The sequence below is a fragment of the Dyella amyloliquefaciens genome, assembly GCF_004296575.1.
Taxonomy (GTDB): Bacteria; Pseudomonadota; Gammaproteobacteria; order Xanthomonadales; family Rhodanobacteraceae; genus Dyella; species Dyella amyloliquefaciens.
Genome location: NZ_SAYT01000006.1, coordinates 229,769 through 246,346, shown reverse-complemented (window position 1 = coordinate 246,346; position 16,578 = coordinate 229,769). Strand labels below are relative to the sequence as shown.

Sequence of the window (16,578 nt, the reverse complement as noted above, 5' to 3'; positions counted from 1 at the left end):
GCGCGCGACTAGCCCATCATGGCCCAGCACCGCTATGCGGTGTGGTTGTCAGAGGCCGGATATACGTGTGCAGTCGACACGGACGCCAGAGCACGGGAGGCTTGCAATGGGGAGGAGTCCATATACGGACACTCGATCCAGACTACATTGGTTCGAACTCGGCTCGGTTTGTCGCCACAAACGAACGCAAGCAATCCCAAACCGCAGCATCTCCGCAGATACTGCCACTTAGGCACTTGAGTGTGACGGTCAATTCCGAAACTCGATCTGCAGGTCGCAATACGTCGCAGAGCACCCCATAAGGGCGTTGAAGCGCCGTGCCACCACTTTCTCAACGCAAGCCTTATCGGCCTCACATTGGCGCCGTACAGTGAGAAACTGGCGCTGGGTGTCCAGGAGTTCAGTAGCCTTGTCGGAAGAAGCGGGAAACAGGGATTTCATCTGCTGGTAATAGCGACCGATGGCGCCATCCATCAAGCTGAGATCTTGATTGCCACAAATGACGATTTCGTCCGGCCTGTCAGCCTTCGAGCAATCAAAGGAAGCTGCCTTCACGCTCGAGAGGATCGGATCTAAATCGGCTTGACCCGCAACACAGGGAAGCCAGCGCTTGTGCGCCTCGTCCGGCGCATCATCAGGCCCCCAGCACCAGCCTTTTGCCATGATCTTGTTGCGGACGAACGCTCGTTGTGCGCAAGCGAAGTCGACCCCAGAACCCCGGCACTTGTCATCCAGATCATCTTCCACGGCCAGCAGAGCCGCGACATCCTGAGGCGCGGCCTGATCCTTCTTCGCCTTCACCGATGCAGATGGAGCTGGCGGCGGTGTCATAGCCTGGTCCGAAAATCGACACTTGCTTCCGGCGGGGCTACCCATGATGCGGCGCATTCGCGGGCAGACGATCGCAACTGTCATACCAGGCTTGAGCGTGGCAGCCTGAGCACGTTCGCTTTCCTCCATGCTCATCCGGGCCGGCATGAATTCATTGCTGGTCGCAAGGCTGATTACCACGGAATCAGTGAAATCCTTGGCCACTTCTTGCACCTGGCCAGTCACCTCTACATCAGTGCCTTTCATGCCCTCGTCAGTCGCCACTTCGTTCGCGTTGTACGCATTGAACAGCTGATTGGCCGTGACCTTAGTGACCTGTCGAGGAATCGGCTCCTCAGGAGGGGCGGGGCTTGGAGACGAATGTGTTTCCGTTGTTGAAGCTGGTTTGTCGCGATCTCCAACGATCGCGCCCACGACACCCAACGCGAGCAGCACGAGAATGACCACGAGGCACCCGCTCGTCTTCCTCTTGGGGGCAGCCGCTTTCGACGCGGCGATTGGCCGGCCGCACTTCGGACATGAAGGCGCAGCGCTGCTCACATCGGAGCCGCAATCTGGACACTTGATTAAAGCCATGTTCCCACCCCTGTTTTGGAATCCATGTATGCGCTGCTCGCCCACGCGCAGAATATCTTGAACGTGCCTCGGAAGAGCGCCCTACATCGGCAGGCGAATGAGCCCTCGTGTCGGGCCTGCCCCGCCCGCGAGAAGAAGCGTCCGCTTCACGCCCTGAGGCCTTCCGTCAACTATGTGACGAAGCAACGTGCCGAATTCTCGGGCATCGCTGCCGCTCGGCCGCAAACAGAAATCATGCTTCGCGTCCGCCCAGTCCAGCCCAACAAAGGCTGTGAAATCCTCATCCCGATGTGTGCTCATGCGTCACCTCGTGGTGTGCATCACGACGCGAGACCTGCGTGCCCGAGCTCCAGTAACGGGGTCAGATTCACTTCCATCCGTCCACTTCCTTCGTCGACGAAGTGAACCCGACCCTGTTTTTCCATGGTTCAATCACAGACCCTAGCTTTCAGCGGTTCTGCTCGCCGAAGACATCCACGATAAGCACGTATCGGATCCGCCCCCGGCTGGTGGTCCAAACCTCCTCCTGGCGAAACGTCCTCTATGGGTTACGGATTCAGCCGGTCGTTGCAACGCACTGAAGACTGCGCGAGCAGCAGGAGTGTTGCAACGACCGGCTGAATCCGCAGTCGGAAGCGGACACTTCCAAACTGGCGACCATAGCCGGCTCGACGCCATGAACTCCCGTCAGGGTCTACCTCCCCACCTCAACCCGCCGCCACTTCCACGCGCGATTGCCGCCGAGGCCTCAGCCAGATCACCCCGACGATCATCACGCATGTCGCCATGCCCAGGATGTAGTCAAGCGCAAGCAGCTTCTGCAGCTGGGACGTGCTGTGGGGCCCTGATACCGTCGCCAATCCGTATGCCAAGTTCGCGAAGTAGATGGCGCCTAGGATCAGCGCGGGCATGCGCTTCTTTTTCGCCGGGCAGACCCATAGACCGATGCCCAGCGCGATGATGGCGGTGAGTACGCCGGCGATGGCGAAGCTCGCCACGTTCTGGTCGCCATCGAAGCGAAGCGAAGGATCGAAGGAGAAGCCTGTCCAACGCAGGATCAGGCGTTGGAAGCCCGCGGCCCAGAAGGCGGCGGGGATGAATGCGAACCAGCGGGCGATGTGCACGGTTTTCGCGTAGGCGCTGGTAGCGCCAGGGCGATGCGACCATTCGACCTCTTCATGCACTTCCACCACTTCGGGCGGAGCCGATGACTGATGCTCGCGCCGAATGCTGTCGGACCACTGTGCAATGCGTTCGGCATCGCGTCGAGCCAGCACGTTGGAGAGCGCCACTTGGGCTACGGCTGTCAGATCCTCGCGCTTGGCGACAATCGCAGCCAGTTGTTCGTCGCTCAGCTGTTCATAGTGAGCGTGCATCTTGCCCAGCAGCTTCTGGTCCCGGCTGTCCAGCTCCTGTTCGTTTGCCATCCGTTCCTCAGCTCCCCCAAGCCGATATGCCGCCAGCGTTCGGCTGGCCCCCGCGATGCAGTCTGCTCGCTGGCCCATCAAGAGGGGCCAGCTCCCTCTGTCGCCGCACCGTGGCTCCCCCAAAGGCGCCCATGCCGGGTCGAAAGCAGACCCACTTAGCGTGCCGGCCAGTCGCGACGTCCGCAAGACTCCCGATCGGCCTAGCCGAGCCGATAGGGTGTCAGGTGTTCAGTGCCTGTCGCCAAGGGCCTGCTTCGAGTCGAAGGCCCGCATCAGGGAAGGAAAAGCACAGCCCGATCGCCGTAGCAGACGCCGGCGTCTGCAGGCATGGCGCCTCTCATTTCAACTTGTGCGTGGTTAGTGAAGCCCCAGACGTGCGGTCGTACTGCCGGTTGTACTGACGCCCAGTTCCAACGCCCAGCCGACATGGCGACAAAGGCGTTCCACCAGTTCCAGGCCGATGCCATCTCCTCGACCGATACCCGCACGTGCCAGGCGGGATTGCAGTTGGCTTCGCGCCTCTGGCGACAGGGTGGAACCAGGGCCGGCGATGACCAGGGTTTCGTTGTCTTCGATGGACATCGTTATGACGCCCTGGCCCGCGTTCTCTATCGCGTTGCGCAACAGATTTCCGATGACCGACACGGCAATGGCCTGAGGCAACGAAACGTCGCACGCGGGCATGTTGTCGACGACGACTTTCAGATCTTTTCCTTCCAGCAAGTGCTCGTGATACGCAACGATCTTCGGAATGACTTCGGCGAGACTTGCAGTTGCCCCGTTCGACTGCAGGCGCCTTGGATCACGGGCCAGCGCAAGCAACAGCTCTACGAGGTCGCGCATGTCATGGGTTGCAGCGACGATGCGCGAAATATGCAGGCGGGCCGACTCCATGCTCTGTTGTTCGTACGCTACCTCCGCCGCGCCGGCAATGACCGCGAGCGGCGTGCGTATCTCATGGCTCGCCATATTGAGAAACCTGTGTTCCCGCTCCACGTAGCCATCGATGTCGCGCAGATAGGCATTCACGGCATCGGCAATCACGACCACTTCGGACGGATCGGAGGACTGCACCTCGATCCGCTGGCCCCTCGCCCCCGTCTGGAGATCGCCAATGATCGTGCTCAGTTTCGCCAGCGGCCTGACCAGCCACCGGGCTGCCATGTACGTCGACGCAATCAGAAGCAGCACGGCCACGGCGCCTGATGCGAGCAGGTCAAGGTCAAGGCGCTCCTCGCGCCGCTCCATGTCGGTGATGTCCAATGCAGTCACCACCGGGGCCTGCAGGCTTCCTTGCACATCGATGATGTAGGTGCGGGCACCGATGCGTATGTCTTCGTGGATGCCGGGTGCCAGCCCTGAAAATTCCGCCGGTACGGGCTTTCCCGACGTTGCGCCGAAGGCAAGGAAGGGAGACCTGACCCCTTGCGCGCCTTCTGGCGTCCCGACCGAAGGATGTGCCTCTGCGCTTCTGAACATGGCTTCCCAGACATGCCGTTCGGCCTGCTCGTCGAACCTCAGCCCCATGAGCGTCGTGGCCGTGGTTATGGTTGCCGTGAAGCACACCACGCCTATGACGAGACGCCGGCGAAGGCTCGCATGACTCCTCATGTGCCGAGTTCTTCTGGCGTAGCGATGCGGTAACCGAGCTTGGTGACCGTTCGGATGAGTTTGACGGGAAAAGGTCCGTCGACCCGCTTGCGAAGCTCGTACATGTGGGCGCGCAGCAGATCGCGATCAGGGACGCTATCACCCCACACGGTGGTCTCCAGCACGCCACGATGCACCACGCCTGGGCTGGCCTTGAGCAGGGCCTCCAACAAGTTGGTGATGGCCGTGTAGAGCTGCAAGCGGGTCTCGCCGCGGTGTGCTTCGCGCGTAGCGACATTGAATTGGAGGTCGCCGACCTGCAGCGTTTGTCGACGCCCTTGGGCCCGGGCCATCAGCGATTCCAGCCGCACCTCGAGCTCGGCCAGGGCGAACGGCTTGGTGAGGTAGTCATCGACGCCAGAACGGAAGCCCGCGATCTTGTCGTCGAGCTCGTAGCGTGCGGTAAGCATGAGCACGGGGACGGTCGATCCCGCGTCGCGCAGCTGCCGCACCAGTGCGGGACCATCCATTCCCGGGAGCATCCAGTCCAGCACGATGGCGTCATAAGGCTCGCGCAGCGCGAGTTCCAGTCCTGCCCTGCCGTCGAGCGCCACGTCCAGGACAAAGCCGCGCGGCTCCAGGTAGCCATACAAGTTGGCTACCTGGCCTGGGCTGTCCTCGATCACCAGCACGTTCCTGCCCATCAGCGCGACCGTTCCCCTGTCGTCGGTCGCAAGCACGACCGTCCGACATTGATTTGACATTCGGCGAATACATTAATGGGAATCGTTCGTATTTGATATACGGCATGCGAGTGCGCGCATGGGAGCCATCGCTTCGCATGAAGTTGCGATCACCCCGTATGGCTGCCGCACGTATACGCCCCAAGAGCGCCGCGCGAATCCACAAACAACGACGACATGTTCAAGGGTCACGGCCACCCCATGCCCGTGCCATGCGCGCTCACACCAGAAGCATAAAAACAATCAGGACGTTCACCGATGATTGACCCCCATACCGCACCCCTCAGGCAGCTCGGCACCACCTCATTCAAGGTGTCCCTGATGAGCTCCTGCATTGCGCTCGCCTGCGCGGCTACGGCACCCGCGATGGCGCAAGACAGCAACAACGCGAATCCGCAGGCGGCGGACGCCAGTCACCCTTCGGTTCTCCCCAAGATCGTGGTCGAGGGGACGGTGCTTGATGCCAACCCCTACGCGGACCCGATGGCTCCGTACAAGATTGATCGGCTGTCCTCGAGCAAATTCACCCAGCCGGTACTCGATACGCCACGCACGGTGACGGTGATTCCCAAGGAAGCCCTGGAAGACAAGGACGCCACGTCGCTGCGAGACGTGCTGCGCTCGACCGCGGGCGTCACCCTGGGTTCGGGCGAAGGCGGCAATGCCTTTGGTGACCGCTTCTTCATTCGCGGCTTTGACGCCCGCAACGATGTCTTCGTCGACGGTGTCCGCGACCCCGGCGTGAGCATCCGCGAGAACTTCAATACCGAGCAGATCGAAATTCTGCGTGGCCCCGCGTCTTCCTTTGCGGGTCGCGGAACGACAGGTGGCGCGCTCAACATCGTCACCAAGGAGGCGAGCGATGTCGACTTCACCGACCTGGAGGGTGAAGTGGGCACGGCTTCGATGAAGCGCGGCACGTTCGACATCAATCGCTCGTTGAGCCCTGAGCTCGACGTGCGCTTCAACGGCATGGCGCAGAACGCGGACGTACCGGGTCGCGCCTTTGCCACCGACAATCGCACCGGCATCGCCACCGCCGTGACGTTCAAACCCACGTCGGACTTCACGGTAAAGGCTGGCTATTCGTATACCCACCTGTGGGGTCTTCCCGACTTCGGCGTGCCGTATAACCAGGCCACCCGCCAGCCGGTTACGGAAGGCGACGTCTCGCGCGATACGTACTACGGTGCAGTCAACCGCGACTTCACCAAGTCCACCCAGAGCCTCGGCACGCTCGACATGGAGTGGAAGGTCAACGATGCGGTGACGCTGGAGAACAATGCGCGCGCCAGTCATTCGCTGCTCAATTACGTCGGCACCATCGCCGAGAATCCGAGCGCGACCAATCCGGTCACCGCACCCTATTCATCATCGCCCACCCACTTCTCCGGCTATGTGCAGCTCAACGCCCAGAGTCGCTATGAGCCGGTGACCGTCGTGGCCGACTCGCCGCAGGCCATCTTCCGGTTCGATACGGGACCGCTCCAGCACACGGCCGTCGTCGGCGGCGAGTTTTCCAGCGAAAAGATCAGCATCGACAGCTACACGGGGTTGACCTCGGAGCTCACCACGGGCCCGGTCGCGATCACATCGTCTGGCGCACCGATCGTCAGCGTCTACGACCCGATCAACTACATCTATAGCTCGCATACGCCCACGCTCACGGGCAATCCATTGAGGTACAAGGTGGACACCAGCGCGGGCTACCTGATGGATACGGCGAGTTACAACGATGTCCTCATCGTCAATGGCGGCGTGCGTTACGACGACTACCAGATCACCGCAGCGAACAATACGAGCTCGCGAAAGGACGATTCGGGCATCACCAGCTACAACGCGGGCATCGTCTACAAGCCGGCCGCCAACGGAAGCATCTACGCCGCCTACGCCACGGCAGCCGACCCCGTCGGCGATGAACTGGATGCCACGTCGAGTTCGTACGGCGGTCTGTCCCCGACCCAGAACGCGACCCAGATCTACGGACCGCAGAAGAGCAAGGCCGGTGAAGTGGGTACCAAGTGGGAATTCCTCGATCGCCACCTGCTGGCCACGGCCGCGGCATTCGAGACCCGGGTGACCAATGCACGCGAGACGGCACCTGCGAACCTGCCGGGCTATACCAGCGGCCAGATCGTTTCCGGCGCGGCCTATCGCGTGCGCGGCCTGGACTTTGAAGTCGCCGGCAAGATCACCGACCAGTGGAGCGTCATGGGCGGCCTGGTGCTGATGCAATCGAAGATCACCAAGTCGATTGTTCCGACCAACGTTGGCCTGCAGCTGGCCAATATTGCCCACCAGTCCTTCAACCTCCTGAGCAAGTACCAGGTCAATCGCTGGCTGGAGCTTGGCGGCCAGGCGGTCTATGCATCACAGATCAAGGGCGGCTCGCTGCTCGCCGCGAATGGCGGCGTCGCCTACCCGAAACCGCCCAGCCCGACCCTGCTGCCGTCGTACTGGCGCTTTGACGCCTTCGCCGAGGCAAGGGTAAGCACCCATGTCACCCTGAAGCTCTATGCGCAGAACATCTTCAACAAGACGTACTACGATTCGCTGTACCAGAGCGCCCAGCCATTCATCGTGGTGGCTCCCGGCAGGAGCCTGATGCTGAGCGCCAACGTCAAGTTCTAGGGCAACCACGCATGTTGATTTGCATACCCGATGTGCTGAGCAAGGACGAGGTGGCGGAGTTCCGCCGCATCATGGATGCGCACGAGTGGGAGGACGGCCGCTCCACGGCCGGAGCGCAGTCGGCGGAGGTGAAGCAGAACGAGCAGCTTCCGCCGGACAGCGCAGTGGCGCGCAAGCTGGGCGAGCGCATCATCAGTGCGCTCACCAACAATCTCCTGTTCATTTCCGCGGCCGTGCCACTGGAGATCTTCCCGCCGCTGTTCAACCGTTATCGGCCGGGCCAGTTCTTCGGCGAGCACGTGGACAACTGCATCCGCGGCGACCGGCTCACGCGGTTGCGGATACGCACGGACCTTTCCGTCACGCTGTTTCTTTCCGAGCCCGACGAGTACGACGGCGGCGAGCTGGTCGTCGAGGACTACTACGGCTCACACAAGGTCAAGCTGCCGGCCGGGCACGTCGTGCTTTACCCGTCCACCAGCCTGCACATGGTCACCCCCGTGACCCGAGGCGCGCGCGTGTGCTCGTTTTTCTGGGTGCAGAGCATGATCAAGGACACCCATGCGCGGCGCATGACGTTCGATATGGACGACGCGATCCAGAAGCTCGTGGGCCGGCTGGGGCGCAATGATCCGGAAGTCCGCCAGCTGACCAACATCTACCACAACCTCATCCGGTACTGGGCAGACGTCTGATCGGCCCAGCCTTGCAGGCGTTCCAGGGGCGGCGTGCGCGCACGCTGCCCCTGCCTTCTTGAGCGACTACGCGATGGGCCGGCGCGTGCATCAGATATCGAACTGCATCGAGCGAGAATGCGTGCGCGGCATCCCCGGCCACACCGAGCCATCATTGGCCGCCACCCCGTAGCGTCGATCCGTCAGCTTCTGCACACCGGCGCGCCACAGAGTGCGGTGACTTCCCATAGAGGCACCGGCGTCGAAGCACACATAGCCCGGCACAGATTTGCTCGTTCAGCGGGTGCGCACCGACATGGAAGGCCGTCGGCATCACTCATCGGGATTCCCTTCCGGTCCTCGCCATTGGCATAGCCCTGCAGAACTGCATAGGCCTTTCTTCCGATCCTTTCGAAAGATGGACGTAAGCTTGCGGGCGTCTAACAGGGGCCGGGGAAAACCACGCAGGCGATTGCCTATTCGTAATTTTGTGCGATATCGCAAGGTATTGCTGTGCGCATAAGCGGACGGCCAAATCATAGGGGAACGGCATGGGTCAGTTATATGAAACAGCCTTCCGGCGGGTGTTGTTTCCCGCCTACGAATCCGGGCTTCGCCATCGCGGCACGCTGTCGTGGCTGGACCGCTACGAACACGACCAGTGGATGTCGTCCGAGCAGGTAGCGCAGCTGCAATGGGTGCGGCTCAAGCAGTTGCTGGAACACTGCTACCGCGAGGTGCCCTACTACCAGAAGCAGTGGCAAGCGCTGGGCCTCGTTCCCGATGACATCCGGAGCATGGACGACTTCGCCAGGCTGCCTTTGCTCACCAAGGCGGACATACGGGCGAACTTCGAGGATCTCAAAGCAGGATCCTTGCGCGACAAGCTGCTCTACAAGGCCACGGGCGGATCCACCGGCGAACCGATGCGCTTTGGGTACACGCGCGAAAGCAATGAGCGCCGGCATGCCGTGATGTGGCGTGGCTATGCTTGGGCCGACGCACCGCTGGGCACGCGCAGCCTGATGTTATGGGGTGCAGGTGTAGGCAACCTTCCATGGAAGCAACGCATCAGGGAGCGCATGTATCACGCAGCGTTCTCGCGCCGGGTCGTCAACAGCTTCCCCATGAGCGAAGCGAACATGTCCGAATACGCCGATGCCATCGACGCATTCCGACCCAAGGTATTGCTCGGCTACACGGGGCCGCTGATCCGCCTGGCGCAGTGGCTGCTCGATACCGGTCGACGCGTGCATACCCCGCGCTCGTTCATTTCCTGTGGCGAGGCGATGCACGAATTCCAGCGGGATATCGTCGAGAAGGCGTTCGGCTGCCCTGCGTTCAATACCTACGGCTGCCGTGAATTCATGTTGGTGGCGGCGGAATGCGAACGGCACGAAGGCCTGCACGTCAGCAGCGATCATCTTGTCGTGGAGCTGCCGAAAACAGCCGACGCGCCGGTGGAGGGCGAAACCGGTGAAGTCGTGGTTACGGACCTCTCCAATTTCGGCATGCCATTCATACGCTATGCCACGACCGATCTGGCCACGCCGGCGCATCACGAATGCAGTTGCGGCCGCGGACTGCCTTTGCTCAAGCGCGTGGAGGGCCGCGTGCTCGATGCCATCCATACACCGGACGGCCGCATCCTGCCGGGCATGTTCTTCCCCTTCCTGTTCAAGGAGACGAAAGGCGTGGCGCGCTACCAGGTGATGCAGCGGCAACGGGACCGCCTGGACATATCCATCGTGCGCGGCCCGGCGTTTGACGACGACTCGCTCGCCTTCATCCGCCACGAGATCCACAAAGTGCTCGGAGACAGTGTTCAGCTGCACTGTCATTTCGTGGATGACATTCCGCTCACCAGCAGCGGCAAGACCCGGCTGACGATTTCCGAGCTGCAGGACCAGCCCGTCCATTGACAAAGGCGCAAGCCGACCTTGCACTTCAGCCAACGCCGAACCCTTGCGGCGGCTACGCTGAGCATCCTCCCGGCGGCGAAACTGCCGCCGGTTGCGGTGCTTGCAGGCGGATGGCGGGTGCCCCGATCCGGGACGGCCAACGCCGGGCACTTTGCCGCATGCGCCCACTTGCCGCGCAAGACTGATCCGGCGTCCTGTCAGACTCCAAGGCCCTACCCTTATGCCTCAGCGCCGGTCTCAACAGGCGCCTTATCTCCATGCAAAAGCTCAAGCTGAAAAAGCCCGCCGGAACGACTGTCGTCGTGATCCTTCTTTCCATGCTCTGCGTCGCGATCTACGGCGCGATCGCGATCGGACTGGCCTCCCAGATCGGCAAAGCCCCCGGCGTGGTGCAGGGCGTGACTGCGGACCAGTGACGAGGCTGCATCCCACCCGGTGAGGCACCCCACCCTCCCGGGTTTGGGCGACCCGCATCGGGGCCTGTGCCCGATGCCACCGCCAGGTCGTGGAGCACTGGCTGTATCAACCCATAGCCTTGCGTGGGAACGACCGCGCGGGCGACATGCTCGCGCTGCCCCATCACAACACCATGCGGCCCTTCTTCATCGCCTCGCACGCATCGTCAAAGCCCAGCGAAAACGCATCGGACACGGTGGCGGCGCGCGTGCAATCCCAGGTGGATACCGGCACGGGCCGCGACGGCTGCCAGTAGCGCCGCCCCATGCAGTCGAAGATCTGCGGAAGCGCGGGATAGTGCCGGGTCAGCAGGATCAGGGTGGCATGGTCCCGGCTGTTCGACTCGGGGGTCTCCGGTACCGGCGCACTGTCGACATAGCCTCCGTCCAGGGCGGGCAACGCATCGACGGTACGCGTACGAATCAACGGCGGCGCGGCCGCGGCTGCCACCAGGATGTTCTGCGCCTCTGCCGGATCGGCACAGGTGTTGAGCACGGCATAGTCCTGGCGCAAACCAAAACGCCTGGGCAGCTCGGGATGAATGCGGTGCCAGAGATGTTTGTCGAGCACATGGGCCAGCGTGCCGGCAAAGAGCGACCCCGCCAGCCCCAGCGCGCGCGACGGGCGGGTGAACGCGACCATCAGGCGCGTCGTGGACGAGGCCAGATGGCCAAAGTTTCCTTCGTGCACGAACGATCCAATCCAGGCGGGATAGATCCGCTCATGGGCAAAGTCGAGGCGCCCGCGCCAGACATGGCGGTGATCCCACACGCTCGTCGTCGCACTGAAGAATGTCTTGCATGACGCAAGCGCCGCTGGAGTGCCGCCGGTCAGGCATGACGCCGCAATGGCAGCTCCCGCACTGGTGCCCACCATCATCGGCGGCAGGGCCATCCCCCGATCCATCAGGCAATGCATGAGCCCGGCCTGCCACCAGCAGCGATTCCCTCCACCGGCAAATACCACGCGATGAAACCGCCCCAGCTGGGTGGTGTCGACAGCGATCGGCCTATCAGGAAGCGGCATGCGCATCGCGCTGTCCATGGCTGTTGCGGTACTTGAAACGAACTGGGTATCCGCGGGGCGACTTCAAGGGAGGCCGTGCGTGGCTGATGCCTGTTGTACGCCGCTGCGCCAACTTCCTCCAATGCCCATGAAGACTGCGCGTCCGCAGGCGAAAGGCCGGAAACGCGCATTTCCATGAGGCTAGCCGGGTGGCGTCAACGGAACCGCCCCAAAAGCCCCTCGACGTCCCGAAAGCCCGTTCCCGCCCCGGACGTCCGAACAAAAAAATGTTTGCTATCGAACATTGACAGGCAATTGTTAGAGTGATATCACCATTGGCAACGGGATAGCCGTTTCACGTGGGGGACGTGTCGTGGATAAGTTCTGTTCGCCGTTTGATCGCCGTCGTCTGTGCCTCGCCATCGCGCTGGGACTGGCGGCTCCTCTGTGCTCGCACGCAGAGACCACCGCTGGCAACGGAGCCGCTTCGTCGAGCGATGCCGCAAGTCAGGCAACTCCTGACGGCGTACAAGCCGCCAGCGCATCGCCCAAGCAGGCGCCTGCCGATACCAAGCAGCTGGGCACCGTCATCGTGACGGCCAACAAGCGCGACGAGCGGCTGCAGGACGTGCCCATGGCGGTATCGGTGCTCGACGAAACGCAGCTGGATCGCCAGAGCGCGAACAGCTTCGCCGACTACGCCACCCAGGTCCCGGGCCTCAATACCATCTCGAGTGGACAAGGCTGGACGCAGCTGGTGCTGCGCGGCATCACCTCGGGCAGCCATCAGCCCAATGCCACCGTCGGCACCTACATCGACGACACGCCGTACGGCTCGAGCACGATCTACGCCGCCGGCAGCATGCTGACGCCAGACATCGATCCCAACGACATCCAGCGCATCGAAGTACTGCGCGGACCGCAGGGCACGCTGTACGGGTCGAACACGCTCGGCGGCCTCGTCAAGTTCGTCACCACCCCGCCGGACACCAGCCAGGCGAGCGGACGCATCGGCGTCGACGCCAACAGCGTGGACAGCGGCGGCAACGGCTTCGGCGCGCACGCGATGGCCAATATTCCCCTGATCCAGGACACCCTGGGCCTGCGCGTCAACGCCTATGGCCGCACGGATCCGGGCTATATCGACAACGTGAATACCGGCAAGACCGAAGTGAACGAGGCCAAGGTGCGCGGCGGTCGCGCACAACTGTTGTGGACGCCGAGCGAGAAGGTGTCGGTGCGCTTCTCCGCCCTCGCGCAGAACCTGAGCAGCGACGGCCTGGCGAACGGCGGCATCGACCTCGACCCGAACACCATGCAACCTGTATACGGCTGGGACAAGCAGAACCGCGCCGCCAATACCGGCATGTTCAAGGTGAAGTATCGCCTGTACGACCTGTCCATCAGCGACGACATGGGCTGGGCCACGCTGTACTCCACCACCAGCTACGGCACGCTGCGGCTCAACCAGAGCCAGGACCTCACCGCCCTGTTCGGGCCCATGCTCAACTCGATCTTCGGTGTGCCCAACGGCGGCTACGCGGAAGTGCAGCCCATCTCCCTCAACAAGGTGACGCAGGAACTGCGCCTGCAGTCGCCGGCCGACCAGACTTGGGAATGGCGCACCGGTATGTTCTTCACCCGTGAGCACACGGTCGATGGACAGGAGATCACCAGCTTCGACTACACCACGGGCGCGCCGATTGCCCTGCCGACACTGGGCATTGTGTCCGTCGGCCCTGCCATCTTCAAGGAATGGGCGGGTTACGGCGACCTGACCTGGCACGCCAGCGACCGCCTCAGCGTCCTGGTCGGCGCGCGCTACAGCAGCGACCAGACCACCTACACGCAGACCAACACCGGCATTCTCACGGGTGACTCGAGCTTCACCACGCGAGGCAGCGATCACCCGGTCACGTACCTGTTCAACCCGAGCTACAAGTTCAGCGAAGACATCATGGGCTACGTGCGCATCGCCTCCGGCTTCCGCCCGGGCGGCGCCAACGTGGGCGTGCCGCCGGGCCTCGGCGCACCGCTCACCTTCGACCCCGACAGGCTCACCAACTACGAAGTCGGCCTGAAGGCGCTGATGCTCGACCACAGCATGAGCGTCGAGCTCAACGCGTTCTACATCGACTGGTCCAAGGTGCAGCTCACCTCCACCGCCGGCGGCTTCAGCTTCCTGGGTAATGGCGGCAAGGCCACCAGCGAGGGTTTCGAAGCGAACTGGCGCTACAACGCGGCGCGCGGACTCACCTTGTGGGCGAATGCCACGTATACCGATGCCAAGCTCGCGGAAGACAACCCGCCAGGCAGCGTGTACGGCCTGAAGGGCGATCCGCTGCCTTACGTGCCGAAGTGGAACGCGAATCTCGGCGTGGACTACAACTTCCCGATGGGGACATGGTCCGGCTTCGTGGGTGGCAACTTCAGTTTCGTCGGCCGTCGCGCCGCCGAGTTCAACACCCAACCGGCACCGCGCTACTTCCTGCCCGGCTACAACAACATCGACGTTTACGCCGGCACCAACGTGGGCAACTGGACGTTCAAGGTCTACGCCAAGAACCTGGCGAACAAGCACGGCATCACGTCCGTGTGGCCGGAAACGCAGAGTTCGATCACCAGCCCGTTCAACGCCACGGTGCAGACGCCGCGCACGATCGGTGTATCGGCCACCGTCGATTTCTGAAGCCTCCATCGATCCACGGGAAAGCCAGGATGAGACCACTGAAGCGTGCCGCGGCGTTCGTCGCGTGCCTGAGCCTGAGCATGGGTGCAGCGATGGCGCAGGCCATCCCTGCGCCGGCATCGAATGCCCCTGCGGTCGCACCCGCAGGGGCCGACGTGGCGCCCGCGATGACGGAGACGGACGTCGGCGCCTTCTTCGACGGCATGCTGCCTTTTGCACTACGCCGCAGCGATATCGCCGGCGGCGTGGTCGTGGTGGTGAAGGACGGACAAGTACTGTTCGCCAAGGGTTACGGCTACGCCGACCTCGCCACGCGGGCGCCGGTCTCGCCTGACAGCACGCTGTTCCGCCCCGGTTCGACGTCCAAGCTGTTCACCTGGACGGCGGTGATGCAGCTGGTCGAGAAGGGTTCGCTGAGACTCGACCGCGACATCAACGACTACCTCGACTTCAAGATCCCACCGCGCGATGGCCGCCCCATCACGTTGCAGGATCTGCTGACGCACACCGCGGGTTTCGAGGATTCCGCCCGCGACCTGCTCCCGGCATCCGTCGATGACGTGAACCTGGAACGCTACCTCAAGGATCATGTGCCGGCGCGCATCTTCCCGGCGGGCGATCGCGTGGCCTACTCGAACTACGGCTGCGGTTTGGCCGGCTATATCGTGCAGCGCGTATCGGGCGAACGTTTCGATGACTACATCGCCCACCACATCTTCCAGCCGCTGGGCATGGCGCACTCAACCTTTGCGCAGCCGCTGCCGGCATCGCTGGCACCGCTGATGGCGAAGGGCTATCGGACCGCCTCGGACGGCAAGCCGCAGCCCTTCGAGGCGGTGGATCCCGCGCCGGCTGGCGCCATGAGCTCCACCGCGACCGACATGGCACGCTTCCTGATCGCCCAGCTGCAGGGCGGTCGATACGGCGACGCAAGCATCCTCAAGCCCGAAACCATCAGTGCGATGCACGAGCAGCACTACACGCCGGCGCCAGGCATGCCTGGTTACGGCCTCGGTTTCTATCGCGAGGACCGCAACGGCCTGCGCATCGCCGGCCACGGTGGCGACACCGTGGTGTTCCACAGCGACCTGCACCTGTTGCTGGACAAGGGCGTGGGCATCTTCATGTCGTTCAACAGCGCAGGTAGCCCCGATGCGGGCGGCGTACGCATGGTGCGCGCGGCCATCTTCCACGATTTCCTCGACCGCTACTTCCCCGCCCCGCTGCCTACGCAACAGACACTTGCGAGCGCGGCCGGCGATGCATCCAGGGTGGTCGGCTGGTATCAGATGACCCGACGCAACGACAGCGCGCTGCGCCTGTTCTCGCTGCTGTCGCAGTTCCACGTCGCGGCCGAGCCGGACGGCACCATCACGGTGTCGCCCATGCTGAGCGACGACGCCGGAAAGCCGCTGCACTGGCGTGAAGTGGCGCCGCTGCACTATCTCCAGGTCAACGGTAGCGACCGCCTCGACTTCGTGCCTCGCGCCGATGGCAGCATCGACTACTGGACGACCGACTACATCCCCGCCATCACCGTGTTCGAGCGCGTATCGGCGTCGCACGGCTCAGGCAATGTCATGCCGCTGCTGGGCGTATCCATGCTCGTCGTGCTGGTGACGTTGCTGGCATGGGCAATCGCCCCGCTGGTGCGGCGCCACTACCGCGCGACGCTTGAACTCACGATGGCAGCGCGCCGCTCCCGACGCCTCTCCCGCCTCTCCCGCCTCGGCGTGCTCGTGCTGTTCCTCTCTGTCGCGGGCTGGTTCGCGCTGGGTGCTGCCATCGGCGCCAACGAGAAGCTGCTGCTTCATGGCACGGCCGCTCCCTGGATGATGCTGCTGTACGTGCTCGGCGTGATGGCGCTGATCGGCGTGATCGCCATCGCCGCGCATGCCGTCCGCACGCTGACCCAGGCGCAGCGTAGCCGCTGGGTGAAGTTCGGCGAAGTCGTGCTTGCACTGGCGGCGCTCTATCTAGGCTGGTTCATCCTGGCGTTCGGGCTGGTCAGCTTCAACACGCATTTCTAGGGGA

The 16,578-nt window shown here is 63.0% G+C and carries 11 protein-coding genes; 6 read left to right on the top strand and 5 right to left on the bottom strand.

Annotated features, from left to right (window positions below):
• Window positions 1–249: 249 nt before the first annotated feature.
• From EPB08_RS15895 to EPB08_RS15875, 4 genes are all read right to left on the bottom strand, one after another.
• Entirely contained in the window at window positions 250–1,278 is a 1,029-nt protein-coding gene (locus tag EPB08_RS15895; protein ID WP_205746367.1) for an OB-fold protein, read from the bottom strand.
• An 836-nt stretch (window positions 1,279–2,114) separates the two neighbouring features.
• Entirely contained in the window at window positions 2,115–2,834 is a 720-nt protein-coding gene (locus tag EPB08_RS15885) for a hypothetical protein (RefSeq protein WP_130620089.1), read from the bottom strand.
• A gap of 357 nt (window positions 2,835–3,191) precedes the next feature.
• Window positions 3,192–4,445, bottom strand: coding sequence for a sensor histidine kinase (locus tag EPB08_RS15880; RefSeq protein ID WP_130620088.1), 1,254 nt, complete (start codon window positions 4,443–4,445; stop codon window positions 3,192–3,194).
• Window positions 4,442–5,128 (bottom strand): response regulator transcription factor, encoded by a 687-nt coding sequence (locus EPB08_RS15875; protein ID WP_130620107.1) that lies wholly within the window; start codon window positions 5,126–5,128, stop codon window positions 4,442–4,444. Before EPB08_RS15875 ends, EPB08_RS15880 begins: the two co-directional genes overlap by 4 nt.
• 360 nt (window positions 5,129–5,488) lie before the next feature.
• Between EPB08_RS15875 and EPB08_RS15870 the strand changes: the two genes are divergently transcribed.
• From EPB08_RS15870 to EPB08_RS21090, 4 genes are all read left to right on the top strand, one after another.
• Complete coding sequence (locus EPB08_RS15870; protein WP_165418522.1) at window positions 5,489–7,798, top strand: TonB-dependent receptor; 2,310 nt, start codon at window positions 5,489–5,491, stop codon at window positions 7,796–7,798.
• Between the two features lie 11 nt (window positions 7,799–7,809).
• Window positions 7,810–8,493 carry a Fe2+-dependent dioxygenase gene (locus tag EPB08_RS15865; RefSeq protein ID WP_130620086.1) on the top strand — a complete coding sequence of 228 codons (684 nt, stop codon included), beginning with the start codon at window positions 7,810–7,812 and terminating at the stop codon, window positions 8,491–8,493.
• A 530-nt stretch (window positions 8,494–9,023) separates the two neighbouring features.
• Entirely contained in the window at window positions 9,024–10,394 is a 1,371-nt protein-coding gene (locus EPB08_RS15860; RefSeq protein WP_165418521.1) for a phenylacetate--CoA ligase family protein, read from the top strand.
• A 257-nt stretch (window positions 10,395–10,651) separates the two neighbouring features.
• On the top strand, window positions 10,652–10,810 hold the full coding sequence (locus tag EPB08_RS21090; RefSeq protein ID WP_165418520.1) for a hypothetical protein: 159 nt from the start codon (window positions 10,652–10,654) through the stop codon (window positions 10,808–10,810).
• Window positions 10,811–10,973: 163 nt separating this feature from the next.
• On the opposite strand, the gene EPB08_RS15855 is transcribed toward EPB08_RS21090, so the two are convergent.
• Entirely contained in the window at window positions 10,974–11,876 is a 903-nt protein-coding gene (locus EPB08_RS15855) for a patatin-like phospholipase family protein (protein WP_130620085.1), read from the bottom strand.
• 352 nt (window positions 11,877–12,228) lie between these two features.
• Between EPB08_RS15855 and EPB08_RS15850 the strand changes: the two genes are divergently transcribed.
• A complete protein-coding gene (locus tag EPB08_RS15850; protein WP_130620084.1) occupies window positions 12,229–14,544 on the top strand; it encodes a TonB-dependent receptor in 2,316 nt (771 codons plus the stop codon).
• 29 nt (window positions 14,545–14,573) lie between these two features.
• On the top strand, window positions 14,574–16,574 hold the full coding sequence (locus EPB08_RS15845) for a serine hydrolase domain-containing protein (RefSeq protein WP_130620083.1): 2,001 nt from the start codon (window positions 14,574–14,576) through the stop codon (window positions 16,572–16,574).
• The last annotated feature ends 4 nt before the right edge of the window (window positions 16,575–16,578 follow it).